Annotated in this window: 20 protein-coding genes; 7 read left to right on the forward strand and 13 right to left on the reverse strand. The window is 48.5% G+C overall.

Features of this window, described 5'->3' with window-relative positions; genetic code table 11:
• Positions 1-6: 6 nt before the first annotated feature.
• The 10 genes from SPL68_RS01700 to SPL68_RS01745 all read right to left on the reverse strand — a co-directional run bounded on the left by SPL68_RS01700 (position 7) and on the right by SPL68_RS01745 (position 15,487).
• Positions 7-1,521, reverse strand: coding sequence for a tryptophan halogenase family protein (locus SPL68_RS01700; protein WP_323813332.1), 1,515 nt, complete (start codon positions 1,519-1,521; stop codon positions 7-9).
• 128 nt (positions 1,522-1,649) lie between these two features.
• The gene (locus SPL68_RS01705; protein WP_323813333.1) at positions 1,650-4,757 is read right to left on the reverse strand and encodes a TonB-dependent receptor; all 3,108 of its coding nucleotides are present in this window, start codon (positions 4,755-4,757) and stop codon (positions 1,650-1,652) included.
• A gap of 342 nt (positions 4,758-5,099) precedes the next feature.
• Positions 5,100-7,583, reverse strand: coding sequence for a glycoside hydrolase family 9 protein (locus tag SPL68_RS01710; RefSeq protein WP_323813334.1), 2,484 nt, complete (start codon positions 7,581-7,583; stop codon positions 5,100-5,102).
• 151 nt (positions 7,584-7,734) lie between these two features.
• Positions 7,735-8,169, reverse strand: a complete 435-nt coding sequence (locus SPL68_RS01715) for a group I truncated hemoglobin (protein ID WP_323813335.1) — start codon at positions 8,167-8,169, stop codon at positions 7,735-7,737.
• On the reverse strand, positions 8,169-9,068 hold the full coding sequence (locus tag SPL68_RS01720; RefSeq protein WP_323813336.1) for a DUF3034 family protein: 900 nt from the start codon (positions 9,066-9,068) through the stop codon (positions 8,169-8,171). Before SPL68_RS01720 ends, SPL68_RS01715 begins: the two co-directional genes overlap by 1 nt.
• A 34-nt stretch (positions 9,069-9,102) precedes the next feature.
• Positions 9,103-11,424, reverse strand: a complete 2,322-nt coding sequence (locus SPL68_RS01725) for a putative bifunctional diguanylate cyclase/phosphodiesterase (protein ID WP_323813337.1) — start codon at positions 11,422-11,424, stop codon at positions 9,103-9,105.
• Between the two features lie 13 nt (positions 11,425-11,437).
• On the reverse strand, positions 11,438-12,070 hold the full coding sequence (locus SPL68_RS01730) for a methylamine utilization protein (protein WP_323813338.1): 633 nt from the start codon (positions 12,068-12,070) through the stop codon (positions 11,438-11,440).
• Between the two features lie 12 nt (positions 12,071-12,082).
• Positions 12,083-13,774 carry a GGDEF domain-containing protein gene (locus SPL68_RS01735; RefSeq protein WP_323813339.1) on the reverse strand — a complete coding sequence of 564 codons (1,692 nt, stop codon included), beginning with the start codon at positions 13,772-13,774 and terminating at the stop codon, positions 12,083-12,085.
• A 148-nt stretch (positions 13,775-13,922) separates the two neighbouring features.
• A complete protein-coding gene (locus SPL68_RS01740) occupies positions 13,923-14,573 on the reverse strand; it encodes a thiol:disulfide interchange protein DsbA/DsbL (RefSeq protein ID WP_323813340.1) in 651 nt (216 codons plus the stop codon).
• A gap of 230 nt (positions 14,574-14,803) precedes the next feature.
• On the reverse strand, positions 14,804-15,487 hold the full coding sequence (locus tag SPL68_RS01745) for a c-type cytochrome (RefSeq protein WP_323813341.1): 684 nt from the start codon (positions 15,485-15,487) through the stop codon (positions 14,804-14,806).
• A 234-nt stretch (positions 15,488-15,721) separates the two neighbouring features.
• Between SPL68_RS01745 and yihA the strand changes: the two genes are divergently transcribed.
• The gene (yihA, locus tag SPL68_RS01750; RefSeq protein WP_323813342.1) at positions 15,722-16,357 is read left to right on the forward strand and encodes a ribosome biogenesis GTP-binding protein YihA/YsxC; all 636 of its coding nucleotides are present in this window, start codon (positions 15,722-15,724) and stop codon (positions 16,355-16,357) included.
• Positions 16,358-16,934: 577 nt separating this feature from the next.
• Here yihA and polA read toward each other — a convergent pair.
• Positions 16,935-19,724: a DNA polymerase I gene (gene polA / locus SPL68_RS01755; RefSeq protein ID WP_323813343.1), complete on the reverse strand. Its 2,790-nt coding sequence runs from the start codon at positions 19,722-19,724 to the stop codon at positions 16,935-16,937.
• A gap of 420 nt (positions 19,725-20,144) precedes the next feature.
• On the opposite strand from polA, the gene SPL68_RS01760 reads away from it, so the two are divergent.
• Positions 20,145-20,402: a hypothetical protein gene (locus SPL68_RS01760; RefSeq protein ID WP_323813344.1), complete on the forward strand. Its 258-nt coding sequence runs from the start codon at positions 20,145-20,147 to the stop codon at positions 20,400-20,402.
• A gap of 174 nt (positions 20,403-20,576) precedes the next feature.
• On the opposite strand, the gene SPL68_RS01765 is transcribed toward SPL68_RS01760, so the two are convergent.
• Positions 20,577-21,494, reverse strand: coding sequence for a zinc ABC transporter substrate-binding protein (locus tag SPL68_RS01765; protein WP_323813345.1), 918 nt, complete (start codon positions 21,492-21,494; stop codon positions 20,577-20,579).
• Between the two features lie 141 nt (positions 21,495-21,635).
• Here SPL68_RS01765 and SPL68_RS01770 point away from each other — a divergent pair, with 141 nt between their 5' ends.
• From SPL68_RS01770 to SPL68_RS01790, 5 genes are all read left to right on the forward strand, one after another.
• Positions 21,636-22,145: a Fur family transcriptional regulator gene (locus tag SPL68_RS01770; protein WP_323813346.1), complete on the forward strand. Its 510-nt coding sequence runs from the start codon at positions 21,636-21,638 to the stop codon at positions 22,143-22,145.
• Positions 22,138-22,938 (forward strand): zinc ABC transporter ATP-binding protein ZnuC, encoded by an 801-nt coding sequence (gene znuC / locus SPL68_RS01775; RefSeq protein WP_323813347.1) that lies wholly within the window; start codon positions 22,138-22,140, stop codon positions 22,936-22,938. Before SPL68_RS01770 ends, znuC begins: the two co-directional genes overlap by 8 nt.
• The gene (gene znuB, locus SPL68_RS01780; RefSeq protein ID WP_323813348.1) at positions 22,931-23,716 is read left to right on the forward strand and encodes a zinc ABC transporter permease subunit ZnuB; all 786 of its coding nucleotides are present in this window, start codon (positions 22,931-22,933) and stop codon (positions 23,714-23,716) included. Before znuC ends, znuB begins: the two co-directional genes overlap by 8 nt.
• A 173-nt stretch (positions 23,717-23,889) precedes the next feature.
• Positions 23,890-24,123: a hypothetical protein gene (locus SPL68_RS01785; RefSeq protein WP_323813349.1), complete on the forward strand. Its 234-nt coding sequence runs from the start codon at positions 23,890-23,892 to the stop codon at positions 24,121-24,123.
• A gap of 83 nt (positions 24,124-24,206) precedes the next feature.
• Entirely contained in the window at positions 24,207-25,076 is an 870-nt protein-coding gene (locus SPL68_RS01790) for a UDP-2,3-diacylglucosamine diphosphatase (protein ID WP_323813350.1), read from the forward strand.
• Positions 25,077-25,128: 52 nt separating this feature from the next.
• Here the strand turns inward: SPL68_RS01790 and SPL68_RS01795 are convergent, their stop codons facing one another.
• Entirely contained in the window at positions 25,129-26,601 is a 1,473-nt protein-coding gene (locus SPL68_RS01795; RefSeq protein ID WP_323813351.1) for an alkaline phosphatase PhoX, read from the reverse strand.
• Positions 26,602-26,611 lie beyond the last annotated feature (10 nt).

Here is a 26,611-nt window from a genome sequence, read left to right on the forward strand (position 1 = left end):
TCTCACCTAGATCGTATCAGTTTTACAAAACTCATTGATAAAATCCTGATGCATGGGCACACCGGATACCGCATCGACAATTGACTTTCGCATTTCCGCCAAACTCTGCTGCAAAGATTCAGGGTTAAAACGATCAACATTTTTATCGTAAGTTTCAGGATAAAAATTGAACCCGCTATAGATAGCCAACCATGAGTCCGGGTGAAATATTTCCCACGGAAAATGCAATAGTTCTCCATTTTCTTGATAAGCATTTATTTTTTGCTTCAAGGTGTCAGGAATATTCATTGCCCGGCAATATTGCCAAAACTCGCTGTCGGTGCGCTGATTAGCTTTGTAATGCAGAATAATAAAATCGCGAATCCACTCCCATTCGGTTGCAGTCACTTGATTGAAGTAATCGATATTTTTTTGATTGAAAAACGGCCCAGGAAAGGATCCGCAAATTTTTTCAATACCGGTTTCGATCAATGCAATACTGGTACTTTCCAGCGGTTCTAAAAATCCGGAAGCCAAACCGAGTGCAATACAATTTTTATTCCAGGCTTGCGCGCAACGCCCAGCCGTAAAGCTGAATTTACGCGGCTTGTGCAATACTTTTCCCTCAATATTATCGAGCAAAATAGTTTCAGCTTCTTCATCGTCTATAAACTGGCTTGAATATACATGGCCATTACCTTGCCGATGTTGTAAAGGAATTTTCCATTGCCAACCAGCCTTATGCGCCACTGAAACCGTTCGCGCGGCTGGCTCACCCACCAATTCCGATTGCACTGCCAGCGCACTGTCGCACAATAACCACTGGCTCCAGTTTATATAATCTGTTTTTAATGCACCCTTAATTAATAAACCATTAAAACCAGTGCAATCGATAAACAAATCGCCATGAAGATCAATTTGATTATCCAGTCTGAGTGATTGAATAAAACCATTCTCAGGATTGAGTTGCACAGATTCGATTTTTGCATCTATATGCTCAACTCGATTTTCCATGGCGAAATCGCGCATTAGCACTGCAAACTTGCTTGCATCAAAATGCAATGCCCAATCAAAAACAGATAATGCAGAACTCGGATTTTCAGCAGGAAAGGTGAATCGGTTTGCACGCGCCAAGGCAATACCTAATGAATATTCTTCAAGCTTGCTGGTATCGCCCAAGGATTTCAACTTCATCCAATAGTGATGAAAGCGAATACCATTGGCCTGATGACCAAACAGTCCAAACGGATGAATAAATGAAGTACCCGGCTTATGCCAATCTTTAAATTCGATACCGAGTTTAACGGTTGCGCTGGTTTTGCGCATGACATCCATATCACTCATACCGAGCGACTGATAAAAACGGCGCAGTGTCGGAATGGTTGCCTCTCCTACACCCACTGTGCCAATAACGCTGGATTCGATTAAAGTAATTTTGATCTTGGTTTTAGCAAAGTGTTTGCTGAGTTTCGCAGCCGCCATCCAACCGGCAGTGCCACCACCAGCAATAACAATTGATTTAACGGAATGGTATTCGCTCACAGCTACTCCGCGATTTTTCAAAATTTATTATCACCACTACTATTAACTTAATTCATTAAAAACAAGAAAGCCACGGTAATTGCTTACCGTGGCTTTCTTCTCTCTCATCTAATCGCAAATTTACGTGATTAGAAGTTTACACGGGCACCCAACGCCCAACGTGCTTCGTAAATGTTTTGGAAAGCTTTTTGCTCTTTGTATTCAAGATAAGTCTGTTGGTACTCTTCCAGAATATTCGAGCCATTTACATACAACGCAACATTGTCGGTAACATCCCAAGTCACGTTCATATCAAGCTGACCGTAATCATCTTGATACAAAGCTTGTTGGCCGATTGCTGAGTTGCCTTGTGCAACCAAACGCTCGGAGCGGAAGTTATACGCTAAACGTGCCGACCAGTTTTCATTTTCAAACCAGCCAATCAGGTTATAGGTATCTTCCGAGTTGTTAACAAACGGCAACTCTTTATCGTTTACACCTTTAGCGTCTTGCGAACTGTCTGACTTGGTGTAGTTCACATCAAAACCGAAATTAGACAGGAAACCATCGGCAAAGTCAGCAAACGCTACACGGCTTGCCAATTCCACACCCTGAACTTCACCACCGGTACCCTGAATGGGAGAGTTGAAACGCCATGGGCCACGGTAGATACCATCAGCATCCGGTTCATCAATCATCACACTGCCGGTGGTGATAAAGCTGTCAATTTCAATATTAAAAATAGTTGCGGTTACGGCAGAAGCATTACCAAAGTACCACTCCAAAGCCAGATCCATATTTTTAGCGCGAGTTGGATCCAGATCGGGGTTACCGTTAAGCGCGCCACCATCAGTTACACGCATACAGTTACAGTCTTCGTTGAATACGCGCGCGACCGACTTGGCGCCACCCCATTGCAACAAATCCAACGGCTGCATGGTTTCACCATAGGCCGCACGTAGTTTCAGTTCATCAGTGAAGTCATAGGAAATGTTCAACGCTGGCAACACATCGGTATAACTGCGCTTGGTTACGGTGTCACCCGCATCGTAGTTCACACCCGAGTGAGGCACCGAATCACCAGTAACGTTTTGCAAGATGGTTAAATCAGTTTCAACCACTTTGACACCCAAGGTACCTTGGAAAGCACCTACTTCAAAATCGCCTTGCAGGAAGTAACTGAATTCATCCAGACCTACACCATAGCTTTGGCCGGGCTGGTTAAATTTGGTTTGCGCACCAAAGACTTTTTCCTGGAAGGCCAAGGTGTTATCCAGCTCGTGTGGATCAACCACCCACACACCTGGAATACCTTTTACCGGACCAAAATCAGTCATGAAATTAACTCTTGCGTACTGATCCAAACGAGTAGGCTTTAGCAGCGTGTAAGGCGCAAAACGCTCTACAAACTCGCCGGTGCCCACACCGTCTTCCATAATTTCATCTAATACGCGGTCACCATTTGCGTCTACAACGTACTCGCCTTGCGGCAAGTCCATATTACATTCAGCAGTATTGGCGAATTGGTCAACCGCCTTCCACTGAGCTGAACAGCCGGTCTCAGGGAAAGTGGCGAAGTAAGAAAATGCATTGTGGTCAACTTCACGCTCGCTTTGACGCAAGCCGAAATTTACGTTTTTCACGAAGCCCGCGTCTTCAAATTCATATTTCCAACGCGTGCTGAAGGTATTCATTTCACCATCGTCGTCAGTATTGTTTTCTGAAGAAATTGCACCTACATGATAGGAATCAATGCTCGCCATATAATCAGCGACACTCATCATGCCTTGACCGCCATTTACCATTTGGTCAAAACCGCTGAACACTGGGTGCTCGCCAGAAGCGTCGTAATCGATTTTCCAATCGGTACCGGTCATACCGCCGGGCGAATATTGAACATAGCATCCGCCATCCTCACCACTTAAAGAGCCAGGAATGACACCGTACTCAGCACAATCAGCTGCTGGCAACATACCACCTGGGCCAGTGACCAAGGTGCCGCTATCGATACTCATCATGTCGCCCTCGATATAACCGTGGCGCATGCTGGCAGTTGCAGTGGCACGAGTGACGCGCACCTGACCAGTCAAGGGGCCGCCGTTATCAAAGTTAAGCTCGACACTCGCGTTTTCCGACTCTTCGGTGTTGCGGTTTACCTGAGTGAAAGACTGTACGCGATAGGGGTTTGCACTAAAGCTATTAACAGTTCTCCAGTCCTGCAAAATAACGTTGCCATCATCATCAACAGAATTGTCATCAACAAAACTGTTAGAGCCGAAATCATTTGCATAGGCGTAATCAGTAAAAGTTTGCCAGCGGTTGTTGTGCGAGAAGCCCATACGGCGATTGAAGCGGTCTTGTTTGCTATAAAAATAATCTGCAACCAATTCAACACCGTCGGTCAACTGCGCTTGGAAAGATGCATTGATACCATCGCGCTGACGCTCTTCTTCTTTATGGAAGGCAGCAAAACCTTGGGGCATGACGTGATACACATCCGCGTCCTGTTTTGGCGTGCTCCATGAATGGTTGCTGTTAGTTGCACCGATACCGCCGTTTTCAGAAGTATCGAAATAACCGTTATAGTCGGTTGCCAGATTTTTCTCGGTGGTAACCGCACTCAGCAAAAAGCCGAAGGTATCGTTATTCCAAGCCACCAAACCGTTGATGGTTGGGTCAGCTTCATCGCTGATTGAACCTTGGTCAATTTCCGCACCACCAGCAAAAGTCCAACCCTCATCCATATCCAGCGGACGACGGGTTTTCAGATCGATAGTACCGGAGATGCCCAAACCGGTTAGATCTGCACGCGCTGATTTGTATACATCAGCCCCGGAGATCAATTGGGATGGCAAATCACCAAAGTCAGCGCCTGCGCTGTCAATGGTGGTCGCACTCAGGAAGGTTTCACCATTCATGGTGGTAGCCACGTTGCTCAGGCCGCGAATTTGTACCGGGCCTCCCTCGCCCGCAGTACGTTCAACCTGAACACCGGGAATACGCTGCAAGGAGTCAGACACGGTAACGTCTGGCAGCTTGCCAATATCTTCTGCCGCAATACCGTCAACAATAGACGCTGCATTGCGCTTGGTATTAATGGCGCTCTCTTGCGCTGCGCGCACGCCTTGTACAATAACTTCTTCTACATCACTTTGCGCTTGCACGCCGGACGCAAGCATGGCCAAAGTTGCCGCGGAACCGCAAAGAACGACTGTGCGATTTACCTGGCGGATTGCTTCTCTTAGTGTATTCGTCATGGTTTTCCCCTCTAGCTATTTTTAATGTTCGAAGCTTCCCAACAACAGAATGAAACTAACAACATAAGTTGTTGTCGCCTGCAAAATAGCTCCCAATCGACAACGTTGTCAACGATGGGTAGATTCGAAACAAAGTTAAAAGTCCTTGCATTTCAATGAGATAAAGAGCGATTTAAAAACAAGAGATGAAGATTTTACAAATCTAAACATTTGCCCAAAAAAGGCACGAGGATAACTATGGCTGATGAAATAATAATCGCAACTAAGAAGCAGACAGTTCGGCGCCAAAAACGCACTTTTTTATTATTGTTGGCGCCGAATAAAGTTTTTCTACATTAGTTTTTATTTTTGGCTATTTAACTGATCGACCGCCAATGCTAAAAACATGTAATTAGCCTCGCCACCGCCCATCACATATTCCGTTTGTTGCCAGAAGAATGGCCAGATTTTTAATTCGGGTAAATCCGGGCGAATTAACGCCGTACCGGAAATGACACCGCCGGGAATATAGGACCAATCCGCGCGATTCACACCATAGGCAACAGTTGCGGAGTTAGCACCAACACCAGAGGCAAAACTTTGTGTGTTATCACCGGGGTGAACACCCAGAATAAAATTGAGCGCATTGACGTAGGAATCTGTACCCGTTAATTCCGGCCAGGATTTATTAAAGAAATATTGTTTAACGCCAAAATCCTGAATACTCCAGCCCGCACCCCAAATATTGGGCTTGTAGGGTACACCATAGGGCGATTCAGTTTTGGCGCGCTCGCGTACTTTTTGTTGATAAGTATCTACTGCGCTATTAACCACAGCGACAAATTTTTCATCGTTTATCGATGGCATCACCCGGCCTATTGCCCAGCCAGTTTTTTCAATATCGCTGACAATCTCCTTCTGCAAGCTAACCAACTCTTTACGATAGGCATCGCTATTTGTGGCCAGAATTAATTCCGCCAATGCAAAAACTCGCACATCTTGCTTTTGGGTTTTTGGTGCAGCAATACGATAAAGATTTTGCGCAGCATCCAGCGCATCTTTCGCCATTTGCGGATTGTAGGTTTTTAATACCCGCGCAGCAGCAGCCAAACTAGCCTCGACATCCAGCTCACGCTCGGGATTATCTTCAGTAAATACCCAACGGTCATCCGGCGTGCCGGATTTGCCATTTTTTACTTCGCCGTCACTGAGCGACGAGTCATAAGGCAGATTATCGGTTTGCACCATAGCATCGCCAAGTAACACATATTGACGAATGGTCGGTTCAATAATGCCGCGATACAAACGCCCCATACTTTTGTAGCCGCCGAGCACACTTAGCAAACCATGTTCGATTTGTTGCAGCGCATCATTTTTGCCATCGGCAACATGAATTTCTACCAATTTTTTCTCTTGGTCAATTAAGGTCGAGTCGTGATTTAAACCAAACTCTTCCACCATAGCAGCGAGCAACCAGATAGTTCCCGCTTGGGATTCAACACGCAAATCGTAATCGCCCGCATCGTGCCAACCGCCGACATTTAAACCCGGCACTCGCTCCCCCGGCTTATATTTTGTGCGCGTACTGCCGTCGGAAATATAACCATCGATATGATTAAAATTGAGCGGCATCATGATGGCATCGTCTTGATGATCCAATCCATGCCAGACACGATATTTTTCATTCACACGCATATGGCACATCTGCACTGGTAAAAAATATTCGAGCGTGGGTTGCCATGCATGACGAGAGAGAACATCGTCGCCAATTTTAAATGCGTGCGAGCTTTTATCGCGATAACTGATTTGATACATGCCCGGTTCTTTAATATCCGAGAAATCGTATGTCATGTATTGGTAGCGCAGGAAATTCCCCCAAGGTTTTACCTTGGATTTTTGCACCAGCGTTTTTCCGCTTTCGGATAATTTATATATTTCGAGTTTTGATGCTTTGGTATCACGTTTATCCTGTTCGATCACAACCTGCTTGGGTTGCTCCGTACCATAACCAACTTGTGATACCTGAATAACCGGTTCGTACATCCAATTTTTAATTACATGCGGAGTAACAATCCATTCCAGAGCTGCTGTGGTTTTTTCTGCAGGAATGACACCACGCACTATGTACCAACCGTTATTGTGATTGGCACGGCCATCCCACAACTCCAATGTACCGGTTTTACTTTCAATCAACATTCGTTGTTTATCAGAATCAGGCGCAACCACCAATTTTTTACCTGTTGCAAGTGGCGCTGTTAAATACTCACCATGCGGGTTCACCAAAGGGCCATTAGGTTGCTGCGGAAAAATCCCCGCTTGCGCATCCATCAGCCATGACTTCCCAAAAAACTCTCCAGGAAAAATTTCAAAATTAAAACCAATTTTCCCCACCCACTCTTGCGGCAGTGGCTTTTCCAAATCCACAGTAATTTTGAATTGATTTTCATCCAGCGCCGTTACGCTGACCTGATAAGTAAATTTCAAATCGGGATAAATTATCGGGTTAAAACCTTTGCGGTCTTTACTCGGGTCTGGGTAGGAGAGGGATTGGGTAATCGTCTGTGCTTTTTTATCAACAGTTTGTTTTCCTCCAACCGGCACAGGCGACCATTGCCCCGGAGAAATTTCCAAGCGCAAATCGCCATTGGCGGCAACACGGCTACCATGTTGGATAACCGTTACACCCGTCTGGTGCCCATCGGGATAGATATCGCTAAACACAGTGACGTTAAGCCCCTGCATTTCAAAATAGTCTTTATCGTTGATTGCCAGTTCGTCAGCAAAACTGAAAGATGAAAGCGCAATAGCAGCAGCCAGCATGCTCACTGCAAAAGAATTTTTTTTCATAGTCTGTGCCCGGTTGTTATTGGTATGAGCTGTTAGTGAAAATTACTTATAGTCAAATCACACCAAAGCATATGCCAGTGACACAAAAGAAGTGACAATAAATTTGTCGATATAGGTTAAATAATGTTAATCGTTGGCAGGCACAACCTAATTATTGGTAAACCACATTTTTGTAATCGGGTGCCAATTTGGCAAGCAGACGATTTTGCACTCCCACCGGAACGCCTCGCTTTTCCATTGCCAAAATCAGGTTATCGACAATCGCATTAAATTCGGTGTTGGTGTAATTATGCCCTGCATGAACCTGTTTCATATTTTCATTTTCGTATTGGCAAGGGCCGTCGGCCAACTGACAAATATAATCGCTCAACCCTTTTTTAAAGTGCTGTAAATTTACGCCCTTATAACGCGGCTTTACCCGTTCATCCTGAGCGATAATAAAAATCAGCTCGCGCACTATATTATCGATCCCTTCGTACTGGCCCAGTTCATCGTACAGAGTTTGTTTGGGTGTGTTCGCACAAGCGACGCAGAACAGCATGAATCCCAATGCAATAGTCATTTTTAATTTTCGCCCCAACATCATTAAAAACTCCCTTGCAATGAGAGATACCAACCTGTTTGATTTTTAAAGGTCGCCACTTCTCCCAAATCAACATAGGCGGCAACCAATGCGATGGATTTATTTGGAAACCAACCTACGAACGCGGTTTGCCAGTCATCTTCTTTAACGAACGATAAGTTATCGGGTTTTTGGCGATATTCTGCTCCCACCAGCCAGAAACGATTTAATAACACGCCGGCAGATACTTCCGACAGCAATTCTTTATCGTCATTTTTATCGCCACCAAAACCAACCAGACCAGTTTGATTGGCATTGGTGTAGCGCAGGTTGGTATTGAGTAAAAGATTACGGCCAAAAGCCCCACCCAGAATTAATTTGGTAGCCGTCAAATTTACATCTGTACCTGAATCATCTTTTGCGCCAACAGCACGGGGCACTAAAAAATCCAGATTCTCTTTATATTGCACACCCAAGCTGATTTGCGGCATTGCGGTATAAATCAAATCACCCGTTACTCTTACTTTTGCCGAGAAAATGCGCTGACTAATTGAGTCTGTAGGTAAACTCAAAGCCGCGGTCAATGAATCGTGCGTGAGTTTTTGTTGTGCAATAGAAAGCTCCAGTCGATTGCGCCATGCCCAGCTACCGCCAATTACTTCCAATTGGTAATCACTGGTGTCCACATAACTGCCAAAGACAACTCCACCTTGCTCTTCTTGTGCGCCATAGCCAGCAATAACTGCCATTGGCACTATGCCGCCACCAGCAGTACCTTCAATGGTACTGGCACCCCCTGTTGCCAATAAACGGCTGCGATTAATGAGTGATGAACTGGATTGATCAGCAGCGAATACAAATAATGCTTGGAAAAAAATAAGCAGTGTAAGGATATGGATAATAAGAATTTTTTTAGAGGCCATTGTTCTGTTCCTTAAAGGAATAAGCAGAAGGTCACTACAATTCAGCAAGGTAATCGTGCACCCACTTGATAAAATCATTAGCGGGCAGTGGTTTGCTGTACAGATAGCCCTGGGCGGTATCGCAACCATAGGTGTTTAACAGCGCTTTAATCGCCTCTGATTCAACGCCTTCCGCCGTTACGCTTAACCCGAGCGTGTGCCCCAGATCGATAGTAGAGCGCACAATTAATTGATCATCAGCACTCGTATCCAAATTCAGGATAAACGACTTATCAATTTTTAATTCCGACACCGGCAATTTTTTCAACTGCGACAGCGATGAATAACCCGTGCCAAAATCATCGATCGACAAGGTTACTCCCAGATCGCGTAAGCGCCGCAAATTGTGCAGACATTTATCCGCCTCGCGCATAATTGCACTTTCAGTAATTTCCAAATATAGATTTTGTGCCGGCACTCTGTGCGACTGCAGAAGCTCCGCCACATAAGCAGGCAATTCTTCAACCAGTAAATCCAGCGCAGACAAATTCACAGAACAAGTGATTTTGATTTTTTCATCGAGCAGCATGCGCAATTGTGCAATAGCCGTTTTTAATACCCAGCGCGTCAAAATCGTAATCTGCCCCGAGCTTTCAATCACCCCGATAAATTCCTCCGGGCTGACAAAACCTAATTCGGGATGACGCCAGCGCACTAGCGCTTCCGCCCCTAGGATATCAGGCTGTTCCAGATTAATTTTTGGCTGGTAATACAAGCTGATATGACCATTGCTAAGTGAACTTTCAAATTCGCGAAATAAATGTAAGCGGCGCAGGTGTTTTTCATCCCAACCCTGTTGATACCAACAAGTGCTGCGTTCACTCGTGCGCCCTTCGTTCAAAGCGAGCGTAGCGCGACGCAATAGCACTTCAGAAGATTTGGCATCACCCGGATAAGCTGCCAAACCAATATTGACCTCAACACTCACTTGCAAACCATTCACCAACAGTGGTGTTTTAAATGCCGCATGAATCAATGCCGCAAGCTCGGCGATTGTCTCTGCGTCTGCAGCCATCAAAATCGCCAAAAACTCATCGCTTCCCAATCGCAACACTTCACCGTGAGTAAGAATACGCGCAATTTTTTGCCCGACTTCACGCAGAACCAGATCGCCAATTTCCTGACCGAGTTCGTCATTTATTTGGGTAAAATTTTTTACATCAATAACCAGCAAAAAAACCGACTCTTTTACCAGTTTCGCACGCGAGATAGCATCATCCAGCTCTGGAAATATGCGCAATCGATTAGGCAAACCAGTAAGGGGATCATGTTCAGATTGATAAATCACTTGCTGTTCACGCTCGCCAATTGCCTGCTGCATACTGATAAAAGCGCGCGCTAAATCACCCAGCTCATCCTTGGCATCAATCGTGATCGGCGTAGTATAAAAGCCACCAGCAATTCTCCGCGCTATATCCGCCAGCACACTAACAGGGCGAGTCACGCTGCGCGCAAGTACGAACGCAGCAATTCCAGCCAATGCTGAAAACACCAATGCCAATAAAAATAACTGGACGTTCAAACGCGAGAAAGGCGCCAGCACCTGACTGAGCGGTACCTGCAGCACCGCCAGCAAGGAATTATTTTGACGCACCGCTGGTACCGCCAACGACATTAAATCATCATAAACAAACACTTCACCTTGCTTTTGTTCGCGCTTTAATTGGCGAACCAAATTATCTCGCTCACCATCGTCGTAGGTACCATTGAGGTAATGAAATTGTTTGCCGTCGTGAATAACAAATGAAACCTCCAGTCCAGTCAAACGTTGAAGTTCTGCACTGAATTCTTGCTTAATTTCAAAACCCATCCCAGCAAGACCAATAATGACTGGGGCTTTTACTGCAAACATCACAAACTGGTAGGCACGACCATCGATAATAATAATGTCGTAAGCCTGACCGCGTGTTTGCGCTTGCTCTTTAAGCTGCTTGAATTCGTCAACAATTTGCAAGCCAAATAATTCATCGCTGAAAATGAGTTTGTCATCACTGCTGATAAGCACACCTATGTCAGCCTTAACACGCGCAGAGTGGTTGATCAAAGCAGAGACAATCGTTTTTTCATCATTAGTTGCCACTGCATCTTTAAAGCCAAAATCTTCTGTTAATACTTTCACCGAGAGCGCAAGTTGCTCGACATTTTTTTGCATAATGCGGGTAAATAATTCGCCACCTGAGAGCAATTCAGTACGTGCATTTTGGGTAACCGCTTTGTTGATCACCAAGCGCGTGGCTAAATACGAAATAGCCTCCAGCGCCAGAACCAAACTAATCAGAAAAGTGAGCAGTTTGAGCAGGTAACTAAATCTGGGCATGAATCAAATCCGCCTAGAACAAGTTGGAAAATTCGTCGGCTGGTTTCGACGGTGCGGGCATGTTTAACTTACCGAGCATTATGTTGTGCTCTAGCTGCGGCTCAGTCAGAGTAATACTGGACTCGGAATAATCCTCACTTAATTGCGGATGATAAATCTGCAAGCGGTATTTGCCCGCAGGGGCATTTATTTCTAATTTACCCTGAGCATCGCTCACAGCAAAAAAATCGGTTTCTACTACGTAGATATAGGCCACCATAGAGTCGTGGATATTGCAGCCCAGCACCACTGTGCCCGGCTTATCGAACAATACCGGCTCCGCCGTTAACCCATGATAAAGTCGCAGTTCAAATTTTTTAGCCGGGGAAAATGAATACACATGGTGGCGAATATCATCGCTATTGGGGAAGCTCACTAGTGTATTGACGCGAATCGCCAAAACTTTGGGCACAAACATTTTTTCACGCTGATCCATAATGGCGGTAGGCACTTTTTGAAAGTCGACAGCTTGAATGGGGATTAGCGCAACAACGGCATCTTTAATGCTTTTGCCTTCAGCATCATTTACCGTCATGTTTAATTGCGCCGAGAACACCGGCAGTGAAGTCAATAACGCTAAATACAACACACAGCGGATACCCACCATTTGTCTATACCTTCATGTTAACTGGCAGCAATTTCTGCCCGCCGCTTTAGCGCTATAGAGCGCCTGGTCGGCACGCTCAAACGCCGAAGCCAAATTATCGTTAGATTTAAATTCTGTTAACCCAATAGACAGGGTTATCGACATAGGTTGCTCTTTGTAATTGAACGATGCTTTGGCAATGGCTTCGCGGATTTTTTCCAATACACCCAAGGCGGTTGAACTATCAGTTTCGGGCATCAAAGCCACAAATTCCTCACCTCCGTAGCGGCAGAAAAAATCTACCTCGCGCAGACGCTTTGCAATCGAACGGCCAATTACTTTAATCACCCTGTCACCCGCCTGATGGCCGTAGGTGTCGTTAATTTTTTTGAAGTAATCAATATCAAAAATCGCAATTGTTAGCGGGCGCCCATAGCGTTGCCAGCGCTGTACTTCTGCAATTGCACGCTCTTTGTAAGCTTCGCGATTGGGCAACTCGGTGAGCGTATCCTGCAAGGCTTTTTGGCGATGTTTTTCTAATGTAGTGCGATTGCTTTCTGCTTCGGCTTCCATGGATTTTATTTTTGCACCCAATGCCTGTAATTGCTCTGCCAGATATTGCTGCGCCTGATCAGTCTGCTGATAGCTGTCTATCGCTTGACGAATATTTCCCAGCTGCGACTTCACGGTATTTTTAAGATGGTTAATATCCGTCGCACTCGCCGCCGTGTTTTCCAAGTCGCTCATTTCACGCATAACATCGGCTTGTAATTTGCGCGAAGCTTCGCGTTCATCGCGTGTATTTTTTACCGCGCCACCAAGCAGCGAATAAATTTCCGCCAATTCCTGATTGACGTTCTTCAGATAAGTGGCAAATGCCTGATTAGCGGCGAGATAGGCTTCCATCACCAGATCGCGCACCGCATCCAGCGAAGGAATCAATGAATCCGCATTAACACCCTGCTCCAACTTGTGGCGCATCTGTTCTACTTTTGTCTGAATTGCTGGTTCGCTTTCAAGACTGGTAAAAAATTGGTTGAGCACGCGAATAATTTGCGCGGAGTATTCAGCATCCAAATAATTTTTAGGCGTTTCCGGTGACGCAAGCTCTAGCGAGCTTTCCGATAAAGGTTCCACCGCCATCTCATCAACAACAGAATTCGCAATAGCAGTATCACTAGCGACAGATTCGTCAATTTTATGGGATGTTTTAGCACCGAGGAATTTATCGAACAATCCCTGCTTGGGCTGTTCGATTTCAGCGAGCGCCTGCTGTTGGATATTTGCCAACTGCTGTAAAAGCGCAGGATAGAGACGGATTTTTTTGCTGCGCTGCGGCAACTGCGCAAGGTACTCACTCAGGTCTTTTTTGACCCCGCGCGATAACTTGAAGCCCTGCAGTGGCTTTACCGTTTCCATCAAGGCTTGGCGGATATCCTGCGTGCTCTGCTCGCGCTGCTGCTCAAAGGTTAAAACTGCAGTTTCCAGTTGCGCCAGCAAGCTATTGAAATCCGCTGCACTCAAATTTCCGCGCAACTGCTCGCGCAGTTTATTCATAATCCGGTCGAGGGTTTCATCCTGACCATCAGCCGCAATGCTTACCCGCACCAAGGCACTGCGCAACAATTCCTGTTGCTGGGTATAGGATTTCTCTAACTGATCATGGTCATCCAGCGCGTTAAGGTACTTCTCGCGCCAGTTGTTATCGCCCGAATTGACTGCCATAAAGACGCTAAAACCTGCAGAGTGAAGAGATGGAAGGTTTGCTGAGTATAGTCAGACAGCGTCGATTCATGCGCTATCGGCAAAAAATAATCCAATAAAAAAACCCGCTTCGGTTTCCCGAAGCGGGTTTTTTCAAACTCAGTAGCAATTATTGCGCTGGCGCTTGAGTGCCGCGCTCAGCGCGTGCTTTGGCAACCAAAAAGTCCACTACTTTCAACATTTCGGCATGGCCACCGGCCAAGCGCGAACTAACGCGGTATTTACCTTCTACTACCATCTCGGGAGTACCAGTTACCTTGTAACCACGCGCACGCGCTTCCGCTTGTTTGATCTGGCTGGTAACACCAAAGGAGTTGTAAGTGCTCAGTGCTTTAGCTTTATCAACGCCGTAGGTAGCAAAGAAATCAGCCCATTGATCGGCAGTAGCAAATTGCTTGTGCTCCAAATGCATAGCGTTAAATACCGCCATGTGAGTCTTTTCTTTCAAGTGCAGCGCTACCGAAGTGTAGTAACCACGTACTAACGGCTCCATTTGTGGATTCCACATGGCGTGAGTTTGCGAGAGATACACATCTTTATCCTGCTTCTTTTCCCATGCTTGCAGCAGAGGTTCGAAATCAAAACAGTGTGGGCAGGAATAGGCAAAAACTTCAGCCACTTCGATTTTGCTTGGATCGGAAGTGCGCACTGGCTGCTCCAGCAAAATGTAGTGCTGACCTTCCAGATACTCGCTCGATGCCTCTTGCGCGCAGGCGCTTAATGAAAAAACCAAGCCCACAAGGGCTACCAACATACGCATAAACTGCTCCTCAGACTCTTATTGTGAATAGATAAGTGTGTAATTCATGAATGTGGACGCCGTTGATGACGGCAATTTTTAATGGGATATCGCGCCATTAGTCCTGTAAATGTCATCCAAGTTCCCAATCTGGGGTCGGATTCTCTAGCGCTGCGCAGAATCTGTAAAGCAAAGATATGAAAAAGGCGACCAAGGTCGCCTTTTTCAATTCACTCAATCATCGCTGATGATTAGTGCAAACCTGCAATGTAGTTAGCCAAGGCGATGATTTCAGCATCGCTCATCTTGTCAGCTACCGAGCGCATGATCATTTGATCGCCATCGTTAGTGCGATCGCCCGCGCGGAAGGCGCGCAATTGCTTCTCGATGTATTCAGGATGCTGGCCGCTCAAACGTGGGAAACCGGCAGGGATATTGCCCTTGCCGTCCGGTGCGTGGCAGCCGGTACAGGCGGGAACACCAGTAGTTGGGTTACCGGCGCGATAAATACGCTCGCCCAATTCCAAACCATCCACTTTGATACCTGAGTTTACTTGCACTTCGATTTTTTTGGAGCCGGACAACTGGGTAGTTTGAGCAGCAAAGTGCGCCGCAATGTCTTCCAGATCCTGTTTGCTCAGGTTGGCGAGCTGACCTGTCATTTCTACTACTGCGCGGCCGGTTTTGGCCTTTTTCTCTGCGTCCTGTTCCAAATCCCAGGCTTGGATGTCAGTCATTTGCTTGAGCAAGTAACGCTCGCCCAAACCAGCCAATTTCGGGAAGGTTCCCATCAGGCTATTGCCATCTGCACCGTGACACGCGCCGCAAACGGCTGCTTTGGTTGCACCAGCGGCTGCATCTCCCGCCGCCATAGCGCCCTGCGCTGCAGCGATCAAGCCCAAGGATAAAAGTGCATTTCTTACGATATGTTTCATTGGCTAATCCGATTGATCGATGAATCTGATTGTTATGCGTGCGTCTTTACTGGCAAGTATACGTAGGAATTTAGCTGAGGGTTCGCTTAATGACAGGTCAACAAGCTACAATCGCACCCTTTATTTCATCTGATTCCGCATGATTCCTGCTTTCGGCGCGCACGGCGGCCGGTAAAAGCGGCGGCATTATATTACCAACGCGCTAATAACACACTATTTTGAAGGGTTATTATCTTGACCGATATCGTTTTTACCAAGGCTTATTTCACCAAAAGTGCCCCCAGCATTCGCGAATGCCCGCCTGAAACTGGCGCCGAAGTTGCCTTTGCCGGGCGCTCCAATGCGGGTAAATCCAGCGCTATCAATGCCTTAACCAACCAAAAGTTGGCGCGCACCAGTAAAACCCCCGGCCGCACCCAACTGATCAACTTCTTTAATGTGGGCGAGGATCAGCGCCTCGTTGACCTGCCCGGCTACGGCTACGCCAAGGTATCGCGCGAGCAAAAAGACAAGTGGCAGCGCGACTTATCTGAATATCTGCAAAAACGTCAGTCACTCAAAGGTTTGGTATTGTTGATGGATATTCGCCATCCACTGCAGGAATTTGATACCACCATGCTCGACTGGGCGGTGCGCGGCAATATGCCGGTGCACATCCTATTGACCAAGGCAGATAAGCTCAGCCGCATGCAAGCCAACAACTCATTGTTTGCGGTGCAAAAGCAGCTCAAGCAAGCCAAGCTCGACCAGCAGGTCAGCATCCAGTGTTTTTCGGCGTTGAAATACGCGGGTTTGGATGAACTCAAGGCAAAGTTGCAATTCTGGCTTGCTCCGGAGCAAACAGCGACATCAGAAGAAAGCATTCCCTAATAAAAAGCCCAAATAAAAAAACCGGCGATTCAATGAATCGCCGGACAAAAACTGGCACCCTTGGGGTGGTGCCAGATGGGCTAGGAAAGAAAGAGAAAATACACACTCGGGGAAGAAACAAGCGCTATCCAATCGAGTTGTAACTAGGACAGAACACTAACAAAGAAAGTTCAGGCGAAAACGTAAAGCTTTGTAACTGCAATATTTCTTGCACACTTGGCCGTTTTTTGAGCAGACAAATTTTTAGACGGATAAAAATTTCAGGCAAAAAAAACCCCGATATTATCGGGGTTGGCTTCGCATTCTTCGCTCAGCTGGCATAAACGCCATTAGGGGAGGAGTTAGCTCATGATCGTAAAACACACATTACTGAGACCCACCCCTCTTAAAATAAGTTCAAAAAAATTTTTACAAATTTGCACATTTCTTTGTTAATTATACAAAACCCTTTAAAAACAAATACTTAAAAACTGATCAAAATCGAATTTTGGCTTAAAAATCAATCAAGCTCAGTCTTTATTAATACATCATTCAGGTTTGGTGTGTTTGAAAAGCCATTTAGGCGACACCTAACTTATCAATGTGCCTCATCCCAGTTATCACCCACACCAGCCTCAACCAGTAACGGCACTTTCAGCGCAGCAGCTGACGACATATGCTCAATCAGGCCTTCGCGCACCTGCTCCAGTTGCGATTCAGCCACTTCCAGCACCAGCTCATCGTGTACCTGCATGATGATTTGTGCGTCCAGTTGCGACTCATCCAGCCACTCCTGTACTTTGATCATCGCGGTTTTAATGATATCGGCAGCGGTACCCTGCATAGGCGCGTTAATCGCTGTGCGCTCGGCGCCCATCTGCAGGTTTTTGTTTTTGGCATTGATCTCAGGCAGATACAACCGGCGGCCAAAAATCGTTTCAACATAACCCTGCTCATGCGCCAGCGCGCGAATATTGTTCATATAGCGCTGTACACCGGGATAGCGCTCGAAGTAGCGGTCGATATATTGCTGCGCCTCATTGCGCCCCACATGCAATTGCTTGGCGAGCCCGAACGCCGACATACCGTAGATCAAGCCGAAATTAATCGCCTTGGCACTGCGGCGCATTTTCGGCGTCACGCCATCCAGGCTCACACCGAATACTTCCGCAGCGGTAGCGCGATGCACATCCAGCCCTTTTTCAAACGCGCTCAATAAACCCGCGTCGTCCGACAAGTGCGCCATGATGCGCAGCTCGATTTGCGAGTAGTCCGCCGCAACCAATTTATAACCTTTAGGTGCAATAAATGCTTGGCGAATGCGGCGCCCTTCTTCGGTTTTAATTGGAATGTTTTGCAGGTTGGGATCTTGCGATGACAAACGGCCGGTCGCTGCAACAGCTTGATGATAACTAGTGTGAATGCGGCCAGTACTTTTATTGATAACCAGCGGTAATTTATCGGTGTAAGTGGATTTTAATTTCGCAAGGCCGCGATACTTCATCAGCAATTTTGGCAATGGATAATCCAACGCTAATTCTTGCAATACTTCTTCTGCAGTAGACGGTGTTCCTGTTGGCGTTTTTTTCAGAACCGGCAACTTTTGCTGTTCAAATAAAATCACACCGAGTTGTTTTGGCGAACTTAAATTAAATTCTTGCCCGGCGATCTCATAAGCTTTGCGCTCCAATTGAATTAAGCGCTCGCCCAATTCAATGCTCTGCTTGCCGAGCAAATTCGCATCCACCAAGGCACCGTTGCGCTCGATGCGCGAGAGCACTGGCACCAGTGGCATTTCGATTGAATCGAAGACAGATTTTAATGAAGGCACTTGTTCAAGTTGCGGCCAGAAGAATTGATGCAAACGCAAAGTGATGTCCGCATCTTCAGCGGCGTAATGCCCAGCTTCTTCCACTTTTAATTGATTAAACGTGAGCTGCTTGACACCCTTGCCTGCAATTTCCTCAAAGGTGACGGTTTTATAATCGAGATAATTTTGCGCGAGGTCATCCATATTGTGGCGACTGCCGATGGAATTCCACACATAGGATTCGAGCATGGTATCGAATTTAATTCCGCGCAATTCGATGCCATAATTGAGCAGCACACTGCGGTCGTATTTTAAATTTTGGCCAATTTTTATTTTATTGGCATCTTCCAAAATCGGTTTTAATTGTTCGAGCACCCACGCCAACGGCAACTGCTCAGGCGCGCCCATATAGTCGTGACCGCAGGGAACATAAGCGGCAACACCTGCTTCAACCGCAAAATTTACCCCGACAATTTTTGCATCCATAATCTCCAGCGCAGTGGTTTCGGTATCAAACGAAAACTGCGGCGCTTGCTGCAAACGTTGCAGCCAGTCAGCAAATAAATTTTTATCGGTAATGATGTCGTAGTGAACTTCCGCAGGTGCAGCGGGTTGCACAAAAACACTTTCGTTTTTATCGGCGGGAGTTTCAGTAATCGATGCAGAAACCGCAGCCGTTGCGCTGCCATTATCATCGCCTAATTCTTTCACCCAGTTTTTAAATTCCAGATGCTCAAACAATTCACGCAGGCGATTATTATCCGCCTGGCCGCGTTCAATCGCTTGCGGCGCAATCGCTAATTCCACATCGGTTTTAATAGTCGCGAGGCGATAAGACAAATAGGCCATGTCGCGATGCTCAAGTAATTTTTCCGGCATAGTTTTCGCGCCGCGAAATGACAGCGTGCGCACTTTTTCCAAGTCAGCGTAGATCGCATCCAAACCACCAGCACCTTGAATTAATCCCTGCGCGGTTTTTTCACCTACACCTGGGACACCGGGAATGTTATCCACCTTGTCGCCCATAAGCGCGAGGTAATCGATCATCAACTCAGGGCCAAAACCGTATTTTGCGTGCACGCCGGGAATATCGAGAATTGTCTCGGTCATGGTATTCACCAGCGTGACATGCTCATTCACCAGCTGCGCCATATCTTTATCGCCGGTTGAGATAACCACCGGCAACTGCTGCTCGGTCGCCTGCCGCGCGAGGGTGCCGATTACATCGTCAGCTTCAACACCCTCAATCACCAACAGCGGCAAGCCCATTGCTTCCACTATGTCGTGAATCGGCTGCACCTGCGGACGCAGATCATCGGGCATGGGCGGGCGATTGGCTTTGTACTCGGCAAACATCTCATCGCGAAAAGTTTTGCCCTTGGCATCAAAGATAACGGCGATGGGGCTGTTCGGATAATCCTTAAGCAGCCGGCGCATCATATTAGTGACGCCTTTTACTGCGCCCGTAGGCTGACCTTTGGAGTTAGTCAGGGGCGGTAACGCGTGATAGGCGCGATATAAATAAGAAGAACCATCGACGAGCACCAAGGGCGCCCGGGCTGTTTGAGTCTGGGTCATAGTAAAAATCTGCAATTAAGGCGGTTTGATGGCCGCAGGATACACCAAAGCCCTATAGGGGTTTGCCGCAATCCAGCCCTTTACCGGGCATTGATGCCCGATCATCTAACGATTTGGTAACACAGAGATCAAAACTCACTCAAAAAGTGTTACCAGCGACAAAATGTGTTACCACGCGACAAACCTTAACTAAAACCTGACTTTCACCCATAACCATCGGTATTTATTCACATTTTTAAGACAGGTATAACAAAAAGATTTAATTCGAGACTAGCCAAAGGAAAAATATCTGTTACTATGCGTTACATAAGGTAACAAAACGGAAACACCCAAATTCATTTTGCTACCGAGTAAACCTAACCCAAAACAAAAAGGTTGCTCAAAAGGCAACTGGATTTGAAACCATCGGAGGAACCCACGATGAAAAAGACTGCACTGATATTTGCAACCCTAATACTGACTGCCACCAGCGCTTTTGCTGATGACGTAACGAATACCGAACTGACTCTGGCTGCTGCCGATTTAGGCGTTAAGACAGCTTGGGTTGAAACTCAGGAAGATGCGGAAGCGCGTATTGCTGATGAATTGACTGCAAAGACTGAAGTATTGAACGAGAAAGCAAACGCAACTCTCGAACAAAAACTGGAAGCCAAGATTGCACAAGAATTTGCTCTTTAAGTTGTAACTGCAGCGATTAGTCATCGCTGCGGTGAGCTTCTCAAAGCTGTTGTATTTGGACTATCTCCCTTATTTTCTCCTCGTGTATTAGCCCTGCTTGATTTCGGTCACAGCGGGGCTTTTTTTATTCAGGAATTTTTATCCACGAATCGATTATCTTGGGAGTCGACAACCTCAAGTATCTGCGAGGCAGCGCGAAAAGCTCTGCCCCAACTGTTCCAATAGCTGTTGATAACTGCTGACCTGCTGATCACCAATCGGGTCCAATAAACCTATGCGCAGCTTCAGATCTGCAGCCATATCGTCCATTGCGCGCACCTTGTAGTGCGGCTCCATAAACAGACATTTGCCCTCTTTGGCGAGCACTTCGCGCATCATCTTGAGATGTTTTGCACCCGGGCGCTGCTCTGGAGTGTAGGTGACGTAAGCCACCTGATGCAGTCCGTAGCGGCTCACAAAATGGCTGTAACCTTCGTGATAAACCGCAAAACCAATGTTTTTTACCGGTGCTAATTGCTGCGCGAGCTGCTGATCCAATGCTTTCATGGACACAGCAAAACGTTCGGCATTGGCGCGAAACACTGGTGCCGACCCAGGTTGCAACTGCGCCAGGCGCTCGGCTACTACCTGCGCGATCACTGCTGCATTGCGCGGATCAAGCCAGAGATGTGGATCTTTGCCCGTGTGACTGTGATTGGCGTGCTGATGATCATGAGCGTCATCTGTAGCTTCTTCCGGCCAATGAAGATTGGAAAACTCGTAGCTGGTGATTAGCTTGTCGGCAGGCAAATTAGCTAGCGGGCGAGCGAGAAAACTCTCCATTTCCGGGCCAATCCAAAGCACCAAGTCAGCCGCACGCAGGCGTTTGTGGTCAGACATCTTGAGCGGATAGTCGTGAGTCGAGGCAGTGACCGGCAGCAAAGTAGCGACTTCAATTTGATCGCCCGCTACTTCCTGCGCGATCAATGCCAGCGGCTTGATGCTCGCCAACAACTGCAACTTGGCCTGGGCAGGCACAGCCAATAGCAATGCCACGCTCATCAGCGCCAGATTGCGCACTTTCGAGCCGCCCCAAATACCCCAATTACTCATACACACACCCAGACCAAACCAGTGAAAATCATGCCAGACAAAAGGTTATAGTGTAACATGACCGCCATATTTGATCGCCCTGTCTTTTCGACGCCGACATAATCAGTGGCGCAACTATCGCCACAGCCAGCCGAGCTTTTTATGGAACATACGCCCATCGCCTGTAGCCATCACGATCACAACCATTGCATTAGCGATGCACTCGGCGCCGCGCGCGAACTTTGCCAGAGTCGCGGCGTGCGTCTGACGGATTTACGTTTGCAGGTGCTGGAGCTGATTTGGCAAAACCACAAACCGCTCGGCGCCTATACCTTGATGGAGATGCTGGCCAAGGCGAATACCCGCCGTGTGGCGCCGCCGACCGTGTATCGCGCGCTGGATTTTCTGCTGGAACAGGGACTGATTCACCGTATTAATGTGCTCAACGCCTTTATCGGCTGCCCCGCGCCGGGCACCAAACACCAGAGCCATTTTTTGATTTGCCACGCCTGTGGTATTGCCATTGAACTGGATCAACCCGCGCTCAGCCAACAGATTATCAACGTGGCTCAAGACGCAGGTTTTGTGGTGGAAACCCAGTCACTGGAAGTCTCCGGCCTCTGCGCCAACTGTGCCGCTCACCCACAGCACGGCGGACATCACCATGAGTGATCTGCTCCTGCAAGCGCGCGGGCTGGGCGTGGTGCGCAACGGCCGCCATATTTTGCAACGCGCCGACCTAACCCTCGAAGCCGGCAAAATCGTCACCCTGATTGGGCCTAATGGCGCGGGCAAAACCACGCTGGTGCGCGCCGTGCTCGGGCTGATCAAGGTCGACGAAGGCGAAATCACCAAAGCGCCGGATTTGCGCATCGGCTACATGCCACAAAAACTCCATATCGACGCCAGCTTGCCGCTGACAGTAGCACGTTTTCTGGCGCTGGGCGGCAAAGCGCGGGTCGATCTAAACGAAATTCTGGAACTCACCGGCATCGACAAACTGATCAATATGCCGATGCAGTCGCTCTCTGGTGGAGAGACTCAACGCGTGTTGCTAGCTCGCGCACTGTTGCGCGATCCGCAACTGCTGGTGCTCGATGAACCGGTACAAGGTGTGGATGTGACGGGACAATCAGCGCTTTACGCACTGATCAACGAAATCCGTAAACGCCGCAAGTGCGGTGTACTGTTGGTCTCCCACGACCTGCATCTGGTGATGGCAACGACCGACACCGTCATCTGCCTCAACCAGCACGTTTGCTGCGAAGGCCACCCGGAGCAAGTCACTAACGACCCAGCTTACCTCGCACTCTTTGGCGAAGTAGTTGGCGCGGCCAATCCACCGCAAGTCGCGATTTACACCCACCACCACGATCACCAGCACGACGCCCACGGCAATGTCATCAAGACCAAGCCCGGCGCGCACGTACACACCAGCTCCTGCGGACACGACCACCATGCCTGATTTTTTACTCTCCGCCCTGCTGGCTGGTATCGCCGTAGCACTGGTCGCTGGCCCCCTCGGCGCTTTCGCTGTCTGGCGCCGCATGGCCTATTTTGGTGATACCCTCGCCCACTCAGCGCTGCTTGGCGTCACCTTTGGCCTGCTACTGGACATCAACCTCAACCTCGCCGTAGCCCTCGGCTGCTTGCTACTGGCGCTGATTTTGGTCGCGCTGCAAAACAATCGCTTTCTTGCCACAGATACGCTGCTGGGGATTTTGTCCCACTCCACCCTCGCGCTCGGGCTCATCTGCGTCAGCATCTTCAGCGACAATCGCATCGATCTGATGGCCTATTTATTTGGCGATATTCTCTCTGTCAGCCATACCGATGTGATCAGTATTTGGGTGATTTCCATCGCCGTAATTGGCGCGCTGATCTGGCTCTGGCGCCCGCTGCTGGCGATCACCGTACATGAAGAATTGGCGCAGGTAGAAGGTGTGCCGGTGGTGCGCGTGCGCACTGCACTTATGTTGTTGATGGCGCTGGTCATTGCGATTGCGATGAAAGTGGTCGGCGTACTACTGATTACCGCGCTGCTGATTATCCCCGCAGCCGCCAGCCGCCGCCTGACTCACACCCCGGAACAGATGGCGATTGTCTCCAGCCTGCTTGGCGTCAGCGCTGTAATCGCTGGCCTCGCCGCCTCCTACTGGTGGGATACACCCGCAGGGCCTGCGATAGTGCTGTCCACCACCCTGCTGTTTAGCCTGACGCTGCTCAGAAAACAACAAACTTAATCCGCACAATGGCGCATCAATTTGTATATTTAGGCGCCATTTGTAGGCAATATCGCACAAGATTTAGAGAGAATTGCGACTATTTTCACACTTCCAATTCCGCGATACTGCTCAACATCCCGCCTTGGCACTGATGCACAACTTGGCGGCAAAATCAGCAAGGACAATGCCTAATGACTATTTTAAATATTGGAAATGAAGCGTTTAACAGTGTGGAAGTCGCCGAAAAAGTCCAAAACGACGTGGACTTTTTGCTCGCACGTATCGAGCACCTGCAACAACAACTCAATCCCAATCCTATCGTTTTACAAACTTATAAAGAGATGTTGGAAAGCCGCCAAGCAGTGTTGAACTGGCTGCTGCAAGATCACACCAGCGCCTCCGCCGAGGCACAAAAAGCGAGCTAGCTGTCACCCAAAGTTCATCAAAATGTTGCGTTTTCGTCACATGATCGCCGCAAACTTGCGCGAAACAGCCATGGAAACGCATTATGACTCCTCCAGCCAATGCCCTTGCTGCATCTTTATCTGCCACCGCTACTGCTAGCGACTTTCTCGACCCCGCAACAAACCACCCTAAACCGACCAGCCACCTGATCAATGCCCGCACTGTGTGGATTTCCGACATCCACTTGGGCTTTCGCGATAGTAAGGTCGATTACCTGCTCGACTTCCTCAATCACATCCACTGCGACACCCTGTATCTGGTGGGCGATATTGTGGATTTGTGGTCGCTTAAACGCCGCTTCTGTTGGCCGCAAAAACACTATCAAGTGATGCTCAAATTCCACGAGCTGGCCGCCAAGGGTGTACGTGTAGTCTATGTGCCGGGCAATCACGATGAACCGATCCGCCACTTCAGCGGTCAGTTATTTGGCCCGATTGAAATCGCTCAGGAGCACGAATACGTCACCGCCGACGGCAAGCATTTGCTGATCATGCACGGCGATGCGATGGATGCTTACATCAACCACAGCTGGTTGAAGCGCGTGATTGGCGACCACGGTTATGAGCTGCTGCTGTTTATCAACCGCTGGTCAAACCGCATGCGCAAGTGGATGGGCAAACCCTACTTCTCGCTCGCTGGCTTGATCAAAAGCAATATCAAAGGCGCCAAGGCGGCAATTGAAACCTACGAGCGCGAGGCGATTGGCGAGGCGAAACGCCGCGGTTACGACGGCGTAGTCTGTGGCCATATTCACTACCCGGCGCTGCGCGAAGAGGGTGGTTTACGCTACGCCAACTGCGGCGACTGGATCGAAAACTGCACCGCGCTGGTGGAAGATCATCAGGGGCGTATGCGCCTGCTGCATCACAGCGACAAAATCCACTGGCAGGAATTGCAGGTGGCAGAAGCCTAGTTATTCACGCGCGCGCCGGGGATCGCGATTAATACTCCAGCGCATCAGAGAGTTAGCCCAAGGGCTTAATGCCCTGCGCCTGATTGCGTAAATTTGCCCAAGGGCCGGTAATGGCGATGGTGAAGCCGGGCTTCTGGATGTTGACGAACAGAGTGCTACCGTCCGGTGAGAAGCAGGCGCCGCAGAATTCGCCCTGCTCCGGATGCGCGTTCATGGCGAGAGTGTAGATTTTCCCGTCTGGTGTAAGACCGCGCAGGTAGTTCACGGTATCCGGCGTTTCCGAGTAGCTGTCTTGGCAGATAATTAAATCGCCCCAAGGTGCAACGGCCACGTTATCGCAGGATTCCATAATCGCGCGGTTGTGAGTTTCATAGAGCAATTCCATCACCCCCGGCTGCTCACTTTCGCGCGCCGTGCCTTCAAATTCACTCGGTTGATAGCGCCAGATTTGGCCGATTTGCAACGGCCCTCCGCCGGTAGCGGCAAAGAGGATTTCGCGGGTTTTGTCTTCGCGCAACGCAAACGCCAGACCTTCACCACGTGCAAAAATCGCCGCCCCTTGGGCTTCGCCGCGAGTGCTTAAATCACCGTTGGGCGAGGTCACATCATCCAGATCGATCCACTCGCATTCAAAGCGCTGGCGCATGGCCACTTTGCGCGCGTTTTTGTCATTTGCATCATCTGGCCAATTACGGGTGTTTGCCTGTTCCCAGCCGCGAATAGCCAAGGCTTGCAGGCGGCCGCCATCGCGCAGTACGCCGGGGGTTTTGGGGATAAACCGATAAAACAGGCCGCGCTCGTAGTCTTCCGAGAGGTAGATGATGCCATTAGTGCTGTCCACTGCGGCTGCCTCGTGCACGAAGCGCCCCATGTCTTTGAGCGGTACAGCTTCGACCAAGCCTTTGGCCTGCGCGGGTACTTCAAAAAGATACCCGTGTTCACGCCCGTAGCCCTGATCTTTGCCCACCAGTGTTTCTTCACAGGTGAGCCAACTGCCCCAAGGGGTAGCGCCGCCCGCGCAATTGCGCACTGTACCGATAAGACTCAGGTGGCTGCGTTCGATTTGCTGGCTGCGATGGCTGTACACAAGGGTGCTGGTGCCACCATTAACAGGCAAATCGCCAAAATGATCATAGGCTTTGCTGCCGACGATTTTGCGCGCGAGGTCTTTGTCACCGCCAAAGGCATCGACTTCTTCACCCACTGAATCCAGCTCGTGGTTGCGCACCAGCAGACATTTGCTCGCATCGCCCGGCATTGGGAAGGCAGCCATGCCATCGAAGGCGCTGGGCATAAACAGGCCATCACTCATGCGGTCGCCGGTGCGCGCGATGATTTTGTAGCTGAAGTGGCGCGGCAAATTGAGAATGCCCGCTGGGTCAGCCATGAGCTGCCCCACTTTATCTATGCCGTAGATAGGGTCTTGCGCATAGACCTGCGCATTGAGTTGCAACGCGCGCAAGCCACCCAGGGCGATAGCGGCAGCGCTGGCATTTTTAAGGAAGTGACGACGGGTTAAACGCATTAGGAACACC

It is taken from the genome of Cellvibrio chitinivorans (assembly GCF_035117775.1).
GTDB classification, from domain to species: domain Bacteria; phylum Pseudomonadota; class Gammaproteobacteria; order Pseudomonadales; family Cellvibrionaceae; genus Cellvibrio; species Cellvibrio chitinivorans.

Excerpts from the sequence above, each read along its gene's own strand:
- SPL68_RS01705 (WP_323813333.1), bottom strand. The coding sequence starts at position 4,757 with ATGACGAATACACTAAGAGAAGCAATCCGCCAGGTAAATCGCACAGTC.
- SPL68_RS01710 (WP_323813334.1), bottom strand. The coding sequence starts at position 7,583 with ATGAAAAAAAATTCTTTTGCAGTGAGCATGCTGGCTGCTGCTATTGCG.
- SPL68_RS01715 (WP_323813335.1), bottom strand. The coding sequence starts at position 8,169 with ATGATGTTGGGGCGAAAATTAAAAATGACTATTGCATTGGGATTCATG.
- SPL68_RS01720 (WP_323813336.1), bottom strand. The coding sequence starts at position 9,068 with ATGGCCTCTAAAAAAATTCTTATTATCCATATCCTTACACTGCTTATT.
- SPL68_RS01725 (WP_323813337.1), bottom strand. The coding sequence starts at position 11,424 with ATGCCCAGATTTAGTTACCTGCTCAAACTGCTCACTTTTCTGATTAGT.
- SPL68_RS01730 (WP_323813338.1), bottom strand. The coding sequence starts at position 12,070 with ATGGTGGGTATCCGCTGTGTGTTGTATTTAGCGTTATTGACTTCACTG.
- SPL68_RS01735 (WP_323813339.1), bottom strand. The coding sequence starts at position 13,774 with ATGGCAGTCAATTCGGGCGATAACAACTGGCGCGAGAAGTACCTTAAC.
- SPL68_RS01740 (WP_323813340.1), bottom strand. The coding sequence starts at position 14,573 with ATGCGTATGTTGGTAGCCCTTGTGGGCTTGGTTTTTTCATTAAGCGCC.
- SPL68_RS01745 (WP_323813341.1), bottom strand. The coding sequence starts at position 15,487 with ATGAAACATATCGTAAGAAATGCACTTTTATCCTTGGGCTTGATCGCT.
- polA (WP_323813343.1), bottom strand. The coding sequence starts at position 19,724 with ATGACCCAGACTCAAACAGCCCGGGCGCCCTTGGTGCTCGTCGATGGT.
- SPL68_RS01760 (WP_323813344.1), top strand. The coding sequence starts at position 20,145 with ATGAAAAAGACTGCACTGATATTTGCAACCCTAATACTGACTGCCACC.
- SPL68_RS01765 (WP_323813345.1), bottom strand. The coding sequence starts at position 21,494 with ATGAGTAATTGGGGTATTTGGGGCGGCTCGAAAGTGCGCAATCTGGCG.
- SPL68_RS01770 (WP_323813346.1), top strand. The coding sequence starts at position 21,636 with ATGGAACATACGCCCATCGCCTGTAGCCATCACGATCACAACCATTGC.
- znuC (WP_323813347.1), top strand. The coding sequence starts at position 22,138 with ATGAGTGATCTGCTCCTGCAAGCGCGCGGGCTGGGCGTGGTGCGCAAC.
- znuB (WP_323813348.1), top strand. The coding sequence starts at position 22,931 with ATGCCTGATTTTTTACTCTCCGCCCTGCTGGCTGGTATCGCCGTAGCA.
- SPL68_RS01785 (WP_323813349.1), top strand. The coding sequence starts at position 23,890 with ATGACTATTTTAAATATTGGAAATGAAGCGTTTAACAGTGTGGAAGTC.
- SPL68_RS01790 (WP_323813350.1), top strand. The coding sequence starts at position 24,207 with ATGACTCCTCCAGCCAATGCCCTTGCTGCATCTTTATCTGCCACCGCT.
- SPL68_RS01795 (WP_323813351.1), bottom strand. The coding sequence starts at position 26,601 with ATGCGTTTAACCCGTCGTCACTTCCTTAAAAATGCCAGCGCTGCCGCT.